Source organism: Arthrobacter sp. Y3221048 (genome assembly GCF_059092685.1).
In genome coordinates this window covers 547,464-565,347 of record NZ_JBNHHX010000003.1, presented here as the reverse complement: position 1 = coordinate 565,347, position 17,884 = coordinate 547,464, and the positions used below count along the sequence as shown (strand labels likewise).

Below are 17,884 nucleotides of genomic sequence, written 5' to 3'. Positions count from 1 at the left end.
GCACCTCAGGCTCTTACGACAACCGGTTCCGACGGGACGTGTGACTCGAACTAGGGTGTCTGCAGAACTTGTCATTGGATAGTTCATTGTTGCTCCGCGGCGACGGCTGGCTACACGTCCAAAACGATTGGGTCGCTGCCGCCCCGCGAAACGCAGATCATCATGCGGTCGTTGCGCGCTTTTTGTCCCTTGGTCAGATACACGTCCCGGTGTTCCGGGGTGCCTTGCAGTACGCGGGTTTCGCAGGACCCGCAGTTTCCCGCGCCACAGGAGGTCAGCACGTCCATGCCTTCCTCCTGCAGTGTCTGCAGGGCAGTCTTGTCCGCCGGCACCGTAAGCATCTTCCCGCCGCGGCCCAACTGGATGTGAAACGGCTCGTCGCCTTCGCGGAGAGCTCGGACACCCGTGAAGCGCTCGCAAAACACCTCGCCCCCAAGATCTTCAGCCACCCGCTGCGCCTCGTCCATGAGGCGATCGGGGCCGCAGCAGTAGATCGATGCCTCGTCTGCGACTGCACGGGCCACTGCATCCGCCACGTCGAGCCGGGAGCCTTCGGAAGCGATGAACAGCTTCACCCGATCTCCGTGTTCGTCCAGTTCGGACAGGAACGGCATGCGCCGTCGGTCTTTGCCGCAGTAAAGGAGCGTGTAGCTGATGCCATTCCGGGCAGCCTCGGTCATCATAGGTAGCAGCGGGGTAATGCCTATTCCGCCTGCGATGAAGACGTAGGACTTGGCCGGCCGCAGGGCGAAGTTGTTGGCCGGCTTCCCGACCCGGATCGGCATGCCAGGACGAAGGGTTTCATGGATGAACTTGGATGTCCCGCGGCTTTCGTCCTCCCTGACCACCCCGATGCGCCACACGTTCGGGGCGGCCGGATCCGAACATAGCGAGTACTTGGTGGAGCGGTCCGGCGAGGACCAGAAGTCAATGTGTGCCCCTGCCCTCCACTCGGGCAGCGGGAGGCCGTTGGGTTCGCGGAACTCCACGGACAACACCCCCTCGGCCTCCAACCGGATGGAGGAGACGACCAACTCGGCGCTGTCCTGCTGCTCGCGCCCGGAACCCGCCTCCGGCAGGCTGATCCGTTCCCGCGACATGGTCGGTGTGAAGACCACCGGAAGCTTCTTCGGGGCGCGGAAGACCCAACCGGTGACCTCCGGGGCTTCGGTCGGGGAAGCAGCGACGTCCGGCATAGTCTTGACGAGTTCTTCGAACATGATGCGCTCCACGTGACGACCGAAGAAATGCCCCGCACAAAAGTGCTCCCCGCCGCCAAAGGCCTGATGTGTCCGGTTGCTGCGATTGATGTCGAACACATCCGGGTCCTCAAACTTCCGTTCGTCCCGATTGGCCGACGACAGTGCCACTATGACGGGAACGTCGGCAGGCAGGGTCTTGCCGCGCAGCCTGGTTTCCCGGGTAGTCTGCCGGTCGGTGCAGCCGATCGGGGCGATCCAGCGCAGGCCCTCTTGGACGGCCAGCGGAATCCACTCCTCGGGATCTTTCACCAGCATCTTCCACTGGTCCGGGCGGGAAAAGAGGCCGTGCAGGCTGCTGGCGGCGGCGTGGCCGGGCTCCTGCATGCCGCCGAGGAGGATGACTTTCAGTGAGGGCAGGATCTGGCTGGCCGGCCGGGGAGTGGTGCCTTCGCGGCCTGCCCACAGCATGTGCGAAATCATCGAATGATCCGGGTGGTGCGAAAGGAGCTCCAGCAGTGGTGCAACTGCGGCCTCGAACTCGCTGGAGGCTTGTTCGGATACGGCGTACAGATCCGGTTCCTGTCCGAAATTGGAAACGCCAAGGTTGAGCTGCGTAAACCAGCGGCGGATGGTTTCCGTATCTGCAACGGCGTCCAAACCCATCACTCGACGCAGCGCCTCGACGCTGATGGGTTCGAAGAACTCGGTGACCAGCTCCGCGTCGCCACGTCCGCTGAGGCGGTCCAGGTAATGGCGCGCCACCGGACGGACAATTTCGTCGATCATGCTCAGCACAGGATCAGGCTGCAGCGAACGGTCGACCCCGTCGCGGATCTCGTCGTGCTCCTTACCCGTACTTGTCAGGATATTCGGCTGCCCGAAAACCTGGTTCATGGTCAGATGCTTGGTGGCGCCGCCGAAACCGTGGTCTCCGCGAAGTACAGTCGCGACGTCGTCGAAAAGGGTGATGACCCAGGATTCCGCCGCGGGGATGTACGCCACGGGCGACTCGTTGCGGAGCCGCTGCCAGACCGGGTACGGGTCATCCTCGAGCTGGTCGATGGTGATGGAGCTCAGGTACGAATCGATGTCTGCCATGAGGGCCTCCACAGCCGGGTGTTCGATGTAATAGGTGTTATAAGCACTATAACGAACAGAGGCGAGGGTGTGAAGCAGGACATATAGTGGCGCCGGGCGAAGGTGTAGCAGTTCGCTGTCTACATGGGCTGGATCAGTGTGATCCAGACGACGGCGTCTTCGTCCGGCGCTTCCCATACGTGAGGGCCGTCTGCGCGATAACTGGCGAAGTCTCCCTCGTGCAACAGTTGTTCTTCCCCCACCGGACCCGCTCGGACGCTGCCCTGAGCAACCACTACCAGCTCGCGGGAATTGACCCCGTGGCTGGCCGACACTTCACGGCGTCCCCCACTAACGGTCAGTGCATGGACCTCCAGTTTCGCCGCGTCCGTGCCAGCCGTGTGGACCAGAAGGGCACCGACGGCGTCGTCCCCAACGTCTACGCCTGCACCTCTGCGAACTACCACCACGCCGTCGAGTTCCCCGCCAGCAAGCAGCCTGTCCACATCGGTGGACAAAGCCGCGGCCAGATCCCGGAGCGTACTCAGGGTCGGGTTGCCGGAGCCTGACTCTATCTGCGACAGCGTGGCCTTCCCGACGCCCGAACGCTCCGACAGCTGATTCAGTGTCAGAGTGCGCCGCTCGCGCAATTGGCGGACGTTGCGGGCGAGGTTGGCGCTCAGGTCGGGTTTCATGGCTCCTTGTTGTCCCAGGCAGAAGATGTGTCGGAATGAAGTATTGCACCAACGACGGCGCCGGCTGCCATTCTTATCGAATAGCAGTCGGCGCGATCAATGGTGCTGCCGGAGCCCCAGGGTCATGGTGCGTGTTTTCCCGCTGGCCTGGGGAAATGTCAGAGACGAACCAGTTTCAGGTTGGCAAATTCGTCCATGCCCCACGGACCCAGCTCACGGCCGAAACCGGACTTCTTCACCCCGCCGAAGGGCAGGTCCGGTTCGGAGTCCGGGGCTTGGTTGATGAACACCATGCCGCACTCCAACCGCTCCGCGAGGTCCAGCGCCCGCTGTTCATCCGTGGTGAAGATGGAGGCCCCTAACCCGTAGGGGGAGTCGTTGGCGAGGGCGACGGCTTCGTCTTCGTCCCGCACCGAATAGACCACGATGGCCGGGCCGAAGAGTTCCTCACGGAAAGCACGCATGCCTTCGACGACGCCGGTCAGCACGGCGGGCGCCAGGAAGGCCCCCGGACCCTCCAGTCGCCGTCCGCCGGTGTGCAGGGTGGCTCCTTGCGCCACCGCATCGGCAACCTGTTCGGCCAGCTCGTCTGCCGCTGCCGACGAGGACATCGGCGCGATCGTCGTCGCGGGATCGGAGGGGTCCCCGGGTACGAGACCACCGGCCAGGGCCGAGATCTCGCGCACGAAATCGTCGAAGATGCCCTCCGCGACGATCATTCGTTTGGGGGAGTTACAGGCCTGGCCGGCGTTGCTGAGTCTGGCGCGGAACGCTTTGCGGGCGGTGGCCGCCACGTCGTCGCTGTCCAGCACAATCAGTGGATCTGATCCGCCGAGTTCCAGCACCACTTTCTTCAGGTGGCGTCCGGCGATTTCGGCGACGGCGGCGCCGGCGCGTTCGCTGCCGGTCAACGAGACGCCCTGGATCCTGTCGTCGGCGACGATCAGTTCGGTTTGGGTCGTGGCGGCGTAGATATTGCCGTACACGCCGACGGGAAGCCCCGCATCCAGCAGGACTTCTTCAATCGCCCGCGCGGAGGCGGGGCAGTTGGACGCGTGTTTGACCAGCAGGGTGTTGCCGAGCACCAGGTTCGGCGCCGCGAAGCGCGCCACCTGGTACAGGGGGTAGTTCCACGGCATGATGCCCAGCAAGGCACCTACCGGCCGCTTCTTAATCAGCGCCCGGCCCCCGCTGCGGGGTACGAACTCTTGGTCAGCCAGCAGCGCCGGGCCTTCAGTTCCGTAGTAGTCGAAGATGCTGGCGACAATGGACAACTCGCCCTTCGCCTCTGCCAGGCGCTTGCCCATCTCTTGGGTGATGATGGCTGCCAGTTCGTCGGTGCGCTCGGCAAAGAGTTCGCCCGCGCGCTTCACCCTGCGTGCCCTTTCGGCAACCGGCACGTGCCGCCACTGCAGGTATGCCTCATGAGCCGCCGCAATTGCCGCCACCACTTCCGCGTCCGATGCGGTAGGCACGCTCTGCAATACCTCTCCCGTGGCCGGGTTGGTTACTGCGAAACCGTTCTTCGTGGCAGCGGTAGCTGTGTGGGTCATGGGATCCTTTTCGATTCGAGAGCCGTTTGGCGGATGGGCATCGCCGGACGCACCGGCCGCGGATCTGTCAGCGTTGAAGTACGGTAGCTGGTTCCTGGCGGTGTTGCCGGAAGCGGTTGGCCGCTCGGACAAGAGCCGTGAGCAGCTTGAGGCCTTCCGGGTCGAGACGTTCCTCGGGGTGCCATTGCACCCCCAGTGTGAAGGCATCGCCGGGAGCCTCGATGGCCTCGATGACGCCGTCGCCGAAATGTGCCGAGGCGACGAGTCCGTCTCCGAGAGTTTCCACCGCCTGGTGGTGGTGCGAGGCAATGTCGAAGGTAGCCGAATCCAGGACATTCTCCAGCAGGGTGCCGGGGACCACGGACACCGAGTGGGAAGTGAATTCGCCTACGACGTTGCGGTGCGGGGTCATGTCCAGCCGGTCTGCCAGATGCTGTTCCAGCGTGCCGCCGCAGGCGACATTCAACACCTGCATGCCGCGGCAGGCGCCAAGCACCGGTATGCCTCGCCGGCGTGCTCCGCGGACCAACGCGATTTCGAGTTCGTCACGGACCCGCAGCGGCTTGTCGTTGAGCGGGTGGTTCGAGCGACCGTACAGGCCGGCGTCGAGATCCCGGCCGCCGGCGAGGAAGACGCCGTCGGCCAAATCCAGCAGCCGTTCGGCGTTGTCCCGCAGCACCTCGGTGGGCGGCAGCAGCAGCGGCATGCCGCCCGACTGCTCCACAGCATGGATATACGTGTGCGGCAGGGCATCGTTCGGGATGTCCGACCAGGCCCCCGACGTGACGGACTTGCGGTCCGCCACGACCAGGATCACCGGAGGTGTGCCGTTCACGATGCCCCCAGCGTGGCATGCTCCAGCGGGGAAAGGTCGTGCCAGCAGGTGACTCCCCAGGTGGTTGCCAGCCAGACGGCGTCGGCGCCTTCGTCCGCCCCGTGCCAGTGGTTCTCATCGACCGGGGTTTCAACCAGGGTTCCCGGGGCGATGCCGGTGTGTTCGCCGTCGTTGTTTCCCACCCTGCCGGTGCCGCTGACCAGATAGAGCAGCTGCCCGCCGGGGTGGGAATGCCAGTTTGTCACCGCACCGTCGTTGAAATGCACGCGGGCAATGTCGGGATCACCGTCTTGGGCGGCTTCGAGGATCATCTCCAGCTGCACCGGCCCGGTGAACTTCCCGCCATAGACGTAGTCCTTGTTTCCTGAGGCGATGAGTTTCATGGCGTTATGCCTCGGCGCGTACAAGGTTGCTGATCGTGCCGACGCCGGCAACGGTCACCTCGACGACGTCGCCGTCGCGCAGGTAACGCGGAGGCTTGCGCTCGTCGCCGACTCCGCCGGGGGTGCCGGTAGCGATGACGTCGCCCGGCTCCAGGGTCATCCCGCGGGACAGGTACTCGATCAGGGTCGGGATGTCGAAGATCAGGTCCCGGGAGTTGCCCTTTTGCATGGTCTCGCCGTTGATGACGGTCTGCACGTCCAGGGCGTCCTTGTCCACAGAGTCCACGCTCGCCACAACCGGGCCGAGGGGAGTGAACGTGTCAAAGCTCTTGCCCAAGGTGAACTGCTTCATGGGGGTCTCGAGCTGGGCACGGCGGCCGGACACATCGTTCAGGGCGGTGAAGCCGCCGACGTAGTCCCAGGCGTCCTCCTTCGCCACGCGGTAGCCGCGCTTGGAAATGACGATGCCGACTTCGCCTTCAAAGTCGGGGCGGGTTTCCTCGCGAGGAATCACGATGGTGTCGTTGGGTCCGGTGATGGAAGAAGGGAACTTGGCGAAGACCACGGGTGCATCCGGGTGCTTGAGGTTGGTTTCCTCGACGTGCGACTGGTAGTTCAAGCCAATGGCGATCAGCTTGCCGGGGTTGGTCGGCGCGAGAACCTTGACATCCGTCAGCGAGTACTTCGCCCCGGACGCATTGTTGATGGTGTTCCAAGCTTCAGCCGAGCCGTCGAAGCCGACGGCCAGTGCGGCGCCTGCGTCAACAATGGTTTCGCCGTCCAGGCGTCCAAGCCGGACTTCGCCGGCGCTTGTTGCAAAACGGATTGCCTGAGTCATGGGAGACCTCCGGTAGATGTGGAGCGGGTGGTTACTTTAAGAGTATATAAAGCCTTCTAAAAAAGACAAGGGGGCGGGCTCCCGAGTGGCAGGCCGTAGGAATGCATGGGCAACGGCATGGGTTTACTCGCGTACACGTCTCAGGGCTGATTCAGAGCAGGTCCCGGGCAACGCTGCTCCGGCCCACGGGACGGGGTAGCTCAGGTGCCTTCTTGCAATCCGCCACCAGGCGAAGCATGGCGTGTTATTTCCATGACGTCGGCCGTGAGCGTGCTCATGGCCCCTCGCCGAGTCAAGCTCGGGGGAAGCACTACTCGTTTCTGCTCAAAAGTCCGAAATACCGGCCACTTTAGGAGGATAAAGTTACTCTCATACGAGCTTGATAGTGCGGCAACGAAACCCAGCGGGATCGAGGATGGACAGATGAACGACCATATAGAGGCGCTTTCGGCCAACGTGCGGCGCCTGCGGGAAACCCATGGTCTTTCGCTGACCGAGCTAGGCGAACGCTCCGGAGTGGCAAAGGCAACCCTGTTCAAGGTCGAGCGGGGGCAGACCAATCCGACGCTGGAAACCATGCTGGCTATTGCCCGCACCTTTGACGTGCCGCTGCCCGACCTGATCGCGCTGCCCGAGCGCGCTCCGGTCGAGGTGGTTCACGATGGCGAGGGCGAAGATATTTCGGACTCGGCTTCGTTGGGGCACATTCTGCGAAGCCAAGTTATCGGAGCCGGCACGTTGGAAATCCACGCCCAATCCTTCAAGCAGGGTGCCGATGAGGTGTCCCCTTCGCACGGCGCCGGTGCCCGCGAGCATGTCTTCGTGCGCTCCGGCAAGATCCGGTTGGGGCCAGTCGGCCATGAGGTCCTCCTGGGCGAGGGGGACTACGCGACCTACGCTGCGGACAGAACGCACCGATGGCAAGCGGAGGGCGGCGATGCTTCTGTGTGGATCGTCCATACCTTCCCCCGGGCGGCAGCTTTTAACGAACGCCAATAGGTGCCAGGCCGACGCAGTCTTGACCGCAGTGCTCACGTCCTTCGACCGTGTCGGTCCCGACGGCGACGTCGAAACCAACCACACGGACATGTTCCGCACCGTTGAGCGGGTTCCGTTGACCGTGCCCTGATCTGGGGAAGCCGTAGCCACAAGGGCAGAGCGGCCCTGGCTGGATCAGCCGGGGCCGCTCTACTCTTCTCATGGATTGGGGGCCGCCATCCCCTGCAGCAAATGCCCTCTAATGCGGGCCCTTGCTCATCAAAAGACGACCGTGGTGTTGCCGTCGCGCATCACGCGGTCTTCGCAGTGCCACGTGACCGCGCGCGAGAGCACGCTCCGTTCGACATCGGCCCCAAAGCGCATGAGCTGCGCGGTGCTGTCCCGGTGGGAAACCCGGATGACGTCCTGTTCAATGATGGGGCCCTCGTCCAGGTCCTTGGTCACGTAGTGCGCCGTCGCCCCAATCAGCTTCACGCCCCGGTCCTTGGCCTTTTGATAGGGGCCGGCGCCGATGAAGGCAGGGAGGAATGAATGGTGAATGTTGATGACGGGAACGCCGACCTCGTCGAGAAATTCGGCGGAGATGATCTGCATGTAGCGGGCGAGTACCATCAAGTCCACGTTCCCCCGCAGCAACTCCAGGTGCCGTTGCTCGGCATCCTTCTTGTCACCCGCAATGGGAACGTGGAAGTACGGTATGTCGAAGGGGCGGACTTGGTGGGCGAGATCGGCGTGGTTTGAGACGACCATGACGATATCCATGGGGATTTCGCCCCGGCGGTGACGCCACAACAGGTCCAGCAGGCAATGATCGGTCTTGGACGCAAAGATGGCCACCCGCTTGCGTATTCCGGCAGCGGTCAACTGCCATTCCATTCCCCACGGAACGGCCAGTTCAGCCTCGATTTCCGCGCCAAGCCGATCCCGTTTGGCTTCGAAGCCCGGCAGGTGAAAAACCGTTCGCTGATACAGGGTGCCGTCCTCGACGCCCGTCGTGAATTGGTCCAGAGACACGATGTTGGCCCCGTGCCTCCTGAGCAGATCGGCGACATTGGCGACGATCCCTGGTTTGTCCGGGCACTTGATAGTGAGCCGCCCGACGTCCGCGGTATCGGTCGGGGACATCAGTCTGGCGGGCAGGGTGGAAGCAGGCGTTGGCAAAGCGATCACCTCTCGGTTCATGGGCAAGGCGGGCCAGGAGCTCGTGAGGCTCCCGGGAGAGTATGCTCGCGCCGGGTCAAGAGGCTCCGGCGCGTGTGAGTACGGGTTAGACGTGGTGGCGGTAGAGATTCCATTCCCAGTCGGTCACGTGGGACTCAAACGCCTGTACTTCGCGGCGCTTGAGGGCGGCGTAGATGGACGTGAACTCGTCGCCGAATCCCGCGCGCATGACCTCGTTCTTATCCAGGGCATCGATGGACTCGGCCAGGCTGCGTGGCAGCGGCTGGCCGATGGGATCCGGGGTCAGCTCGCGCCGAATGCCGTCGGAGGCAGCATGGAGCATGGCCGCCATCAGCAGATGCGGGGAAGCGCTGGCGTCGCCGGCGCGCAGTTCCAGGCGCGTGGCGCCCGCCCGTTCGGCCGGAACGCGAACGAAGGTGAAGCGGTTGTCTTCGCCCCAGTTGCTGGTGCGCGGGCTCAGGCCTTCGCCGGTCAACCGCTTGTAGGAGTTCACGGTGGGGGCCGCGAACGCCATGATCGCGGGGGCGTGGAGTTGGATGCCGGCTATGGCGGCCAGCGCCGTCGGGCTGAGGGTGCCCTCGGGGGCGGCAAACACGTTGTCTGCATCCCGCCAGAGGGAAAGATGCACGTGCAGGCTGCTGCCTTCCTCGCCGCTGACCGGCTTGGCCATGAAGTTGGCTTCCAGGCCCTCTGTGATGGCCAGTTCCTTGACCCCGGTCTTCAGCAGGAAGGCGGCGTCGGCTGCGACGAGTACATCGTCGTGCTGGAGGTTTACTTCGAACTGACCGGGGGAGAACTCACGGTTCACGACTGTCACGCCGATATTCATGCCGATCAGCTGCCGATGCATGCGGCCCACGGCTCCGTCGGGGTCGGTAATCCGGTCCATGGTGTAGGAGACGCCGTTCAGCGCATAAGGAGTCCGGCCGTCATTGTCGTTCCGGAAGAGATAGAACTCGGGCTCGCCGGCTGCAATGGCGGAGAGGCCAAGCTCTTCCTGCAACCGTTCGGCGGCTACAGCCAGTTGGCTGCGCGGGCACAGCGCTGACGGCTGGCCGTGCTCGCTCAGACGCGTGAGGACCCACAGGGAATCCGGTTCCCACGGGGGAACGAACGCCGTCGACAGGTCCAGGAACGCGTGCTGGTCGGGATGATTGGCCAGGGCGGGGAATTCCTTGTCGTCGACCGGTACACCTAGCAGGTCTTCGGCGTTGGCCATCTTTGAATACGCAACCCCCGAGGCCAGGTTGAGGAGGGAAGCCACGGGATATTGCTTACCTCGCTGGCGCCCGAACAAATCGGAATGGATGACCCGAATGACTTGTATGCCGCGGGCCAGCAACTGGTCCAGATAATCCGGGTCAAAGGCCGGAAGGACCGGTTCTCGGTCCAGCATGGGGCTTGTCATGGTTGCCTTCCTCAGGTTGGTACTGCTCTGCAGATCAAAGTCTTGCCGTTCGGCGTCGTGGTTATTATAGTAATGTACGTGTTCAGCAAAAGAAACACTCCGGTCTGAAAAGGGCCCGGCGGGCTGCCGGCCATCACCGGAACCGTTAATAAGGAGCGACAATGATCAAGCTGCATGACATCGACCATGTGGTCATGGGCGTCGAGGACCTCGATGCTTCCACGCAGCAATGGCAGGACGAGTTCGGCCTGACCGAGGTTGGCCGCGAGGGCAAGCAGACTTTCCTCGCGTGCAACTACGAGAAGCCGTCGCTGATCCTGCAGAAGGCCCCCGAGGCCGGCATCGTTCACGCCGCCTACCAGTTGGCGCCGGAACTGACATTGGACGACGCCGAGAAGCACTTGAAGGAGCACCGGGTCGAATACACGCGCTCGGACGAGGGAGCCTCCTTTGCCGACCTGGAAGGTAACGGCATCCAGTTCGTCGAATACCGGCCGAAGCAGGGGCAGGACCGCTACCCGCGCGAGTGGCGGCAGACCACCCGCAATCACCGCATCGGCGCCCCGCGCAAGCTCGGTCACGTGAACTACCTGACCGCGAACATCGGCGAGCAGGTGGATTTCTACCTCAACGTGGTGGGCATGAAGCTGGCCGACAAGCTGGGGCCGGATGCCGGTGCCTTCCTGCATATCGGCGCCGACCACCATGTGATGGCCTTCGTGAACACCGGCCAGGCACACTTCCACCACATCGCATTCGACATGCTCGACTGGGGGCAGATCCGCCAGTCCTTCGACCACCTCGCCCAGTACGGCCGGGTCATGCCGTGGGGTCCCGTTCGCCACGGTATTGGCGGCAACCTGGCCGGCTACGTCCGGCTTCCGGAGGCTGACTGCTTCATCGAGTTGTACTGCGACATCGAGCAGCTGGACGAAACCCATGTTCCGCGTGAGTATCCGGACGACCGCCACTCCTCCAATGTGTGGGGCATGCTGCCGCCGCGCTCCTACTTCCGCTTCGATAAGGAGTCGATCGAAGCCGAGCGCGAGTCCCTGCAGTCCATCTGGGAAAAAGAGCCGGCGCTGCTGGGCGAATAGGACCAACCCTCTAAGTTCTAAGGAGCTGTTCGTGACTATCACCACCACTACCTACTCGCCGGGCGCCAGTGTCTGGCAGGAGCTGACTGCGGGGAGCGCCGCAGGATTGGCTGATTTCTATCGCGACGTGCTGGGCTGGGAACTCGACCTGGAAGGCGATGCAGGCCTCTTCACCCTTCACGGCGTGCCGATCGCCGGGCTGCGCGTAGATTCTGCGGCCGGTCCGGTAGAACTCGGCTGGAAAGTCTTCCTCGGAAGCGATGACGTAGCCGCAGCTGTCGACCGGGCAGTTGCAGCCGGCGCCTCGGTTGTTGAGGAAGAGGTGAACCTGTTGGCAGGGGGAAGCAACGGCGTCGTGCTCCGTGATCCGGAAGGGCCTTTGTTCGGCATCGCCGCCATGGACGGCGGAGCAGTATCCGGGCCGTCCTCCGAGCTCGGCCGATTGGCACTGGTCGATGTGATGAGCCATGATCTCGCAGCGGCCGAGTCTTTCCAGACTGCGCTCTTCCCGGAGAACGTGCTGGAACATGTTGAGGACGAACTGAGCGTCTACCGCGACGCCGAGGGGCGCGCGCTGCGCGCGATCAACGCCATCCCTGCGGAAGCGAAAGACTTCCTGCCCCCGCACTGGCTGGCTTGGTTCGTGGTGGCTGACCAAGCTGCGGCAGCGGCTGCCGCCACGGCGGCCGGTGGCGGCGTCAACGTGCAGGACCAGCCGATCGCTTTCGGCCGGTGGGCCGTGGTGACGGACCCATCGGGTGCCGCGTTCAAGGCGTTGCAGCTGGATCGCGATATCTGACGGACGCCTACCGGCCGCCGGAGCGCCGAAGGGCCCGCTTCATCCCGTACATCGGGGATGGAGCGGGCCCTTTCGCGCGCGAGCCGGGTAGCCCTGCAGCGCCGCTGCCGGAAGGTTTAGATCTGGTCGTCGGGGACGTCGACCTCGATCTGTTCGAGCCCTGCGCCGACGGTGATCTGGCAGCCGAGCCGGCTGCGGGTTTCGTCGCGGGGGCCAGCGGTGCAGTCGAGCATTTCGTCCTCGTCGTCGCCGATTTCGGGCAGACCGTCGAGGTATTCGGGGCGGACGTAGACGTGGCAGGTGGCGCACATGGCCTGGCCGCCGCATTCGCCGACGATGCCGTCGACGCCGTTGGTGACGGCGGCGCGCATCAGCGAGGTGCCGGGGTCGACGTCGAGCACGTCAACGTTGCCGTCGGAGTGGTGGAAGCTGATCTTTGCCATGGTCCTTCTTTCCTAGTTCCAAGTGACGGGAAGGCTGGTCAGGCCGCGGAACACCCAGCCGTCCCAGGTCTCGGCGCGGCTTTCGTCGGTGCGGAGACCGGGGAAGCGCTCATAGGCCAGGGGCACGGCGAGTTGTCCGATGGCGGACTTCGCGGCCCAGTGTCCGGCACACAGGTGAACCCCGCTGCCGAAAGCCAGGTGGGAGGTCTTCGGCCGGAAAATGTCGAAGTCTCCGGCGCTGGGACCGAAATGCGCCGTGTCGCGGTTGGCGGAGGCCACGACGACGCCGATGCCGGCGCCGGCGGGCAGCTCGACACCGCACAGGCTCGTGTCCCGGGTGGTTTGGCGCGGGTACATGCCGATGGGGGAGAGCCACCGGACGGCTTCGTCGAAGACGGCGGGCCACAGCGATGAATCCTGCAGTACGGCCTGCCGCTGCTCGGGATGCCGGCTCAGCGCCCACACCATGTTGGTCACCATGTGCTGCGGCTCGTTCATCCCGCCGGAGATCGTGAGCTTGACGTTGGCGGCGACGTTCTCGAACGGCAGTCCGCTGTTGGCCAGCGCGGACGTCATCGAGGCGTCGGGATGCCGCTGGTAAAACGGGATGTGCTCGTCGAGGATTTTGTCCAGTTCGGCTCGCGAAGCCTCGCACCGGTCCCAGATGCTCTGGTCGTCGAGGACGTTCCCGGCTCCCGCGATGAAATCGTGCGACCAGCGGCGCATCTGGTCAACCGCCACATCCTTGAGGCCGAGCAGGTCGATGAGGTTTTTCGAGGCGACCGGCGCCGCGTAGTCCCGGTTGAGGTCGGCACGGTCGGGGCCGGCTTCCTCTACCTGGTCCAGGAACAGGCGGGCGTTGCGTTCGAAGACCGGCGCCCACGCATCCTTGATGTTCTTGGGGCGCAGCACCGGATTGATCGCGGCCCTGTCGGCGGCATGTTCCGGATCGTCTTTGCGCAGCATCGGCTGGCCGCCGAGGGCGCGGTTCATGGTGGCGCCGCTGACGTTGGCGCTGAAAATCTCCTGGTCCATCTCCACCGCATGGCATCCGGCGTAGCTCGTCACCAGGAACCGGTTGAGCGACGGCACCCACGCAACTGGTGCCTCTTCCCGGAGGCGGCGGTACGTGGGGTAGGGATCCGCCATCAGGTCCGCCGGCCGCACCCAGTCCGCCGAGGTGTACCCCCGGTTTTCAGGAGCCGACGTCCCTGCGCGGACGGCTCCGGGGGCGGCCGGTGTCGCGGCAAAGGGTGCTGCGGCGGGAACGGAAGGTGGGGCGGGAGCACTCGGTGTTGCCGCAACGGCAACGGGAGAGGGCTGGACCCCTTCCGATGTGCTGGTGCCAAACCCGAACGGGCACTGTCCGACGCCGGTAGTCATGGCTTGCTCCTTTGAACTCAGTGGATGTGTCCAGTGTCACCTCTCGGGTATCTGCTAGTAAACTGCGGATATCAGCACAACTTCTTCGATCGTTTAGGAATACGGTTTCTTGCCCAAGTTCACCCTGCGCCAGCTGGAACTCTTTGCGGCCCTGCCCGATCACCCGACGCTCAGCTCCGCGGCGGCCGCCCTGCATATTTCGGAGTCGGCGCTCTCGCACGCATTGAGCGAACTGGAGGCAGCGGTGGGCGAGCAGCTGTGCGTGCGCCGGAAGGCCAAGGGCATGTGGCTCACGCCTGCGGGGCAATACCTCGCAGGCCGGGCCCGGAGCATCCTGAAGGAAACCGATGGGCTGGTCAGCGAACTGGCCGGCGTCGACGGACAGCTGCGGGGACCGGTCGCGCTCGGCTGCTACATCGGACTGGCCAGCAACGTACTGCCCTCGGTGCTGGAGGGCTTCGGCAAGCAGCATCCGGGAGTGGAGATCGGCATTACGGTGGGCGATCACGGCGACCTGTTGCCGTCGCTGACGACCGGCGCCTTGGACGCCGCAATCGTCTATGACATCGGCCTGCCCGCGGGACTGCAACGGAAGGTCATTTATCGCACCGAGGTCATGGCCGTTTTAGCTCAGTCCCACCCGCTGGCTGGCAAGGCCGAACTGGATCTCGCCGAACTCGCTCCGGAGCCGCTGATCATGCTCGAATCGGTTCCCAGCAGTGGGTATACGCAGCTGATGTTCAGCGAACGAGGCCTCACGCCGACGCTGGCGGCCCAGGTGCCGCAAATCGATCTGGTCAGGGCGTTGGTGGGACGCGGCCTCGGCTACAGCCTGCTGATGTCGCGACCCAACCAGATTCCCGTCACCACCGAAGGTTTGCCGATCGTCTCGAGGCCCCTGGTGCCCCGGGCCGGCGGGACCTCGGTGGTGGCCGTTTGGCCCGAGGGCGTGGCCCTGAGCGCACGGGCACGCGCCGTGATGGATTACGCCTCCGAGGTGCTGCACGGGGTCGAAACCGTCTGAGCGGGACGCCTCCTTGCGCACCTTTTGTCGGTCAGCGAAAGGCGGGAACGCCGGTGATCTTCTGGCCGAGGATCAGGGTGTGGACCTCGTCGGTGCCCTCGTAGGTGCGCACGGATTCGAGGTTGTTGGCGTGGCGCAGCGGCGAGTAGTCCAGGGTGATGCCGTTGCCGCCGAGGATGGTGCGGCATTCGCGGGCGATCTCGATGGCTTCGCGGCAGTTGTTGAGCTTGCCGACGGAGATTTGGTGGGGCTGCAACTGCCCGGCGTCCTTGAGGCGGCCCAGGTGCAGGGCGAGCAGGAAGCCCTTGTTGATCTCCAGTGCCATGTTGACCAGCTTTTCCTGGGTGAGCTGGTAACCGGCCAGCGGCTTGTCGAACTGCATCCGCTCCTTGGAATAGTCGACCGCGGCCTGCCAGGCATCGCGGGCGGCTCCCATGGCACCCCAGATGATGCCGTAGCGAGCTTCGTTCAAGCATTCGAACGGGCCGCGCAGTCCCTTGGCCTTCGGCAGCAGTGCCGCGGCAGGCAGGCGGACGTCGGTGAGTTCGATGTCGCACTGGATGGAGGCGCGCATGGAGAGCTTGGCTTCGATCGGGGTGGCCTTGAAACCGGCGGTGTCGGTCGGCACCACGAACCCGCGGACGCCGTCGTCGGTCTGGGCCCAGATCACGGCGACCTTCGCGACCGAGGCTAGACCGATCCAGCGCTTGGAACCGTTGAGCACCCAGTCATCTCCGACGCGGCGGGCGAAGGTCTTCATGCTGGCCGGGTCGGAACCGGCGCTGGGTTCGGTCAGGCCGAAGCAACCGATGGCTTCGCCGGCCGCCATCTGCGGCAGCCACTCTTGTTTCTGTTCCTCGGAGCCGTGCTTGTGGATCGCGCTCATGGCCAGCGAGCCCTGCACGGAGACGAAGGTGCGCAGGCCGGAATCGCCGGCTTCCAGCTCGGCGCCGGCGAGCCCATATTCGACGGCGGAGCGGCCGGCGCAGCCGTACCCGTCAAGGTGCATGCCGAGCAGGCCGAGCTTGGCCAGCTCGGGCACGATCTCCAGCGGGAACGCTGCATTTTCGTACCAGCCGGCGATGTTCGGCTTGATTGCGCTGTCCACAAAGGAGCGGACGTTCTTCTGCAGTTGCCGTTCCTCCTCGGTGAGCAGGGATTCGAACGAAATCAGGTCGTGGTCCAAAGACATGGCTTTCCTTCTGCTGAGCTACGGGGAGGGTGTTGAAGTTGGGATGGCTGTGGGGATGCGGCTCGTGCCCGCCGCGCCGGTCGCGGAGGTGGGCACATCGGTCATAGGGCAACGCTATCCGCGCGATGGGCACGAGGTCATCGGATGTTCTGCCTAAAAGCTCCGGCCGTGTTGGATAATCAGTCCATGGTTTCCCTCGCCCAGCTCAGCCATGAACTCGGAGATTCGCTCAGGCCGGCGGTTCCCGGACCGGTGCCGGGGATCCAGCTCTCCGGTGTCCATGTTTCCGAGCTGGCAGACCCGGGTGCCTACCTGGAGGGCGGCGAGCTGCTGCTGACCACCGGCATCCCGCTGAGCGGAAGTGCCGCTGCCGTGGACGGGTACGTGCGGCGGCTGGCGGCCAAAGGGGTCGCTGCCCTTGGCCTGGGGCTGGGGGAAGGGCTGGACAGCGTGCCGCCGGAGCTGGTCCGGGCCTGCTCCGCCGAGGGCGTGGAGCTGCTGGTGGTCCCCGACGGCGTCCCGTTCCTGGACGTCTCGCGGATGTTCTGGGAATTGGCCTCGCGGAGTGATCAGGCAGACCTGATAGCGAACCTTGGAACGCAGACAGCTTTGGCCCGGGCGACGATGCGTCCGGATGCCCTGCCATCGGTCGTGCAGGGGCTGGCCCAAGCGCTGGGTGGCTGGGCGGCCTACCTGCCCGCGGACGACGGGACGAAGGCCACCGTGTGGCCGGCCAGTGCGCTGCCGTTGCTGCCGCACCTCAGACTGGAAACCACACGACTCAACGATGCCGGCACCCATTCCGCCGCTACCTTCTGGCTGCACGGCGCTCCAGTCGTCGAGTATCCGATCCTCGTCGGACGGCGGATCGACGGCTTCCTGGCCATCGGCCCGGGCCGGACCCTGACCAAGGCCGATCGGCAGATCATCACGACGGTCTGCGTCCTCCTCGCTCTGAAGGCCCAGCAGCGCGAGGAGCTGCTGGGGACGACGACGGTGCTGGGCTCCGTCGTCGCCAAGCTGATAGCCCGCGGCCAGGTGGAGGCCGCCGGATTGGTAGCCGCCGACGGAAACCTGGGACAGCTGCCGGAACGGGTCCGCGTGCTGGCCGCCAAGATGGGGACGGCGGATTCCCTCGCGGCGCTCGCCGGCGCGGTGTCCCGGCTCCGACCGGCCGAGGGCGACGGCTCGCCGGCGACGGCGCTGGCCAGTTGTGCGCTGCGCTTTGCCGACGACGGGGTGGCCTACTTCCTGCTGGATGCCGGGCTCGCGGAACAGGCAGCGGCAGACCGGCCGGCAGACGGGGAAGCTGACGCGGAACTTCTGGCCTGGACGGGAGTCGACGCGGGCACCGAGGCAGTCAAGGTTGCGTCAACGTCAACGCCAGCAGCTGCCTCCGGCGCCGCGGAGACAGGTGCTGCCTGGACGGAATCCCTCTCGTTGGCGGAGGTGGCGGGGGCGATGGCAGCTGTGCACCGTGCCGCGGTCGCGGCGCCTGCGGGCAAGCTCGTGGAACTGGCGGCCGACGATGCAGCCCGCGCCGATGCGTGGGTCGAGGCGCTGGCGGGGTATCGCCGCGCCGAGCTGCTGGAGACCGTGGCCGCCTACCTGCGCCACCGGGGCCACTGGGAGGACACGGCCCGCCAACTCAACGTCCACCGGAATTCGCTGCGACATCGAATGGCGGTGGCCGAGCGGCTGCTCGGGGTCAGCGTCGACGATCCGGACGTCGCCGCGCATCTGTGGCTGGCCTTCCGCCGACGCGGCCTCTGAC

16 protein-coding genes are annotated in these 17,884 nt (G+C 64.9%); 5 read left to right on the top strand and 11 right to left on the bottom strand.

The window, feature by feature from the left end; translation table 11 throughout:
- Nucleotides 1–110: 110 nt before the first annotated feature.
- The 6 genes from AC5RVS_RS11435 to AC5RVS_RS11410 all read right to left on the bottom strand — a co-directional run bounded on the left by AC5RVS_RS11435 (nucleotide 111) and on the right by AC5RVS_RS11410 (nucleotide 6,583).
- Complete coding sequence (locus AC5RVS_RS11435; protein WP_494108206.1) at nucleotides 111–2,300, bottom strand: cytochrome P450/oxidoreductase; 2,190 nt, start codon at nucleotides 2,298–2,300, stop codon at nucleotides 111–113.
- Between the two features lie 119 nt (nucleotides 2,301–2,419).
- Nucleotides 2,420–2,974, bottom strand: coding sequence for a helix-turn-helix domain-containing protein (locus AC5RVS_RS11430; RefSeq protein WP_494108205.1), 555 nt, complete (start codon nucleotides 2,972–2,974; stop codon nucleotides 2,420–2,422).
- Between the two features lie 158 nt (nucleotides 2,975–3,132).
- On the bottom strand, nucleotides 3,133–4,527 hold the full coding sequence (locus AC5RVS_RS11425; RefSeq protein ID WP_494108204.1) for an NAD-dependent succinate-semialdehyde dehydrogenase: 1,395 nt from the start codon (nucleotides 4,525–4,527) through the stop codon (nucleotides 3,133–3,135).
- Between the two features lie 67 nt (nucleotides 4,528–4,594).
- Complete coding sequence (locus tag AC5RVS_RS11420; RefSeq protein WP_494108203.1) at nucleotides 4,595–5,362, bottom strand: gamma-glutamyl-gamma-aminobutyrate hydrolase family protein; 768 nt, start codon at nucleotides 5,360–5,362, stop codon at nucleotides 4,595–4,597.
- Complete coding sequence (locus AC5RVS_RS11415) at nucleotides 5,359–5,745, bottom strand: cupin domain-containing protein (protein ID WP_494108202.1); 387 nt, start codon at nucleotides 5,743–5,745, stop codon at nucleotides 5,359–5,361. Before AC5RVS_RS11415 ends, AC5RVS_RS11420 begins: the two co-directional genes overlap by 4 nt.
- Before the next feature lie 4 nt (nucleotides 5,746–5,749).
- The gene (locus AC5RVS_RS11410; protein ID WP_494108201.1) at nucleotides 5,750–6,583 is read right to left on the bottom strand and encodes a fumarylacetoacetate hydrolase family protein; all 834 of its coding nucleotides are present in this window, start codon (nucleotides 6,581–6,583) and stop codon (nucleotides 5,750–5,752) included.
- A 423-nt stretch (nucleotides 6,584–7,006) separates the two neighbouring features.
- Between AC5RVS_RS11410 and AC5RVS_RS11405 the strand changes: the two genes are divergently transcribed.
- A complete protein-coding gene (locus tag AC5RVS_RS11405) occupies nucleotides 7,007–7,582 on the top strand; it encodes a helix-turn-helix domain-containing protein (RefSeq protein WP_494014514.1) in 576 nt (191 codons plus the stop codon).
- Nucleotides 7,583–7,840: 258 nt separating this feature from the next.
- Here AC5RVS_RS11405 and purU read toward each other — a convergent pair whose 3' ends face one another.
- A complete protein-coding gene (gene purU / locus AC5RVS_RS11400) occupies nucleotides 7,841–8,707 on the bottom strand; it encodes a formyltetrahydrofolate deformylase (RefSeq protein WP_494108396.1) in 867 nt (288 codons plus the stop codon).
- A 142-nt stretch (nucleotides 8,708–8,849) separates the two neighbouring features.
- Nucleotides 8,850–10,172, bottom strand: a complete 1,323-nt coding sequence (locus tag AC5RVS_RS11395) for a glutamine synthetase family protein (protein WP_494108200.1) — start codon at nucleotides 10,170–10,172, stop codon at nucleotides 8,850–8,852.
- A 161-nt stretch (nucleotides 10,173–10,333) separates the two neighbouring features.
- On the opposite strand from AC5RVS_RS11395, the gene AC5RVS_RS11390 reads away from it, so the two are divergent.
- On the top strand, nucleotides 10,334–11,269 hold the full coding sequence (locus AC5RVS_RS11390) for a VOC family protein (RefSeq protein ID WP_494108199.1): 936 nt from the start codon (nucleotides 10,334–10,336) through the stop codon (nucleotides 11,267–11,269).
- Nucleotides 11,270–11,300: 31 nt separating this feature from the next.
- On the top strand, nucleotides 11,301–12,068 hold the full coding sequence (locus AC5RVS_RS11385) for a VOC family protein (RefSeq protein WP_494108198.1): 768 nt from the start codon (nucleotides 11,301–11,303) through the stop codon (nucleotides 12,066–12,068).
- A gap of 116 nt (nucleotides 12,069–12,184) precedes the next feature.
- On the opposite strand, the gene AC5RVS_RS11380 is transcribed toward AC5RVS_RS11385, so the two are convergent.
- Nucleotides 12,185–12,511 (bottom strand): 2Fe-2S iron-sulfur cluster-binding protein, encoded by a 327-nt coding sequence (locus AC5RVS_RS11380; protein ID WP_494108197.1) that lies wholly within the window; start codon nucleotides 12,509–12,511, stop codon nucleotides 12,185–12,187.
- A gap of 12 nt (nucleotides 12,512–12,523) precedes the next feature.
- Nucleotides 12,524–13,894, bottom strand: a complete 1,371-nt coding sequence (locus tag AC5RVS_RS11375; protein WP_494108196.1) for a cytochrome P450 — start codon at nucleotides 13,892–13,894, stop codon at nucleotides 12,524–12,526.
- A gap of 109 nt (nucleotides 13,895–14,003) precedes the next feature.
- Between AC5RVS_RS11375 and AC5RVS_RS11370 the strand changes: the two genes are divergently transcribed.
- The gene (locus AC5RVS_RS11370) at nucleotides 14,004–14,918 is read left to right on the top strand and encodes a LysR family transcriptional regulator (protein ID WP_494108195.1); all 915 of its coding nucleotides are present in this window, start codon (nucleotides 14,004–14,006) and stop codon (nucleotides 14,916–14,918) included.
- Nucleotides 14,919–14,949: 31 nt separating this feature from the next.
- Here AC5RVS_RS11370 and AC5RVS_RS11365 read toward each other — a convergent pair whose 3' ends face one another.
- The gene (locus AC5RVS_RS11365; RefSeq protein WP_493987775.1) at nucleotides 14,950–16,110 is read right to left on the bottom strand and encodes an acyl-CoA dehydrogenase family protein; all 1,161 of its coding nucleotides are present in this window, start codon (nucleotides 16,108–16,110) and stop codon (nucleotides 14,950–14,952) included.
- 186 nt (nucleotides 16,111–16,296) lie between these two features.
- Here AC5RVS_RS11365 and AC5RVS_RS11360 point away from each other — a divergent pair, with 186 nt between their 5' ends.
- The gene (locus AC5RVS_RS11360) at nucleotides 16,297–17,883 is read left to right on the top strand and encodes a PucR family transcriptional regulator ligand-binding domain-containing protein (protein ID WP_494108194.1); all 1,587 of its coding nucleotides are present in this window, start codon (nucleotides 16,297–16,299) and stop codon (nucleotides 17,881–17,883) included.
- Nucleotide 17,884: the final 1 nt, after the last annotated feature.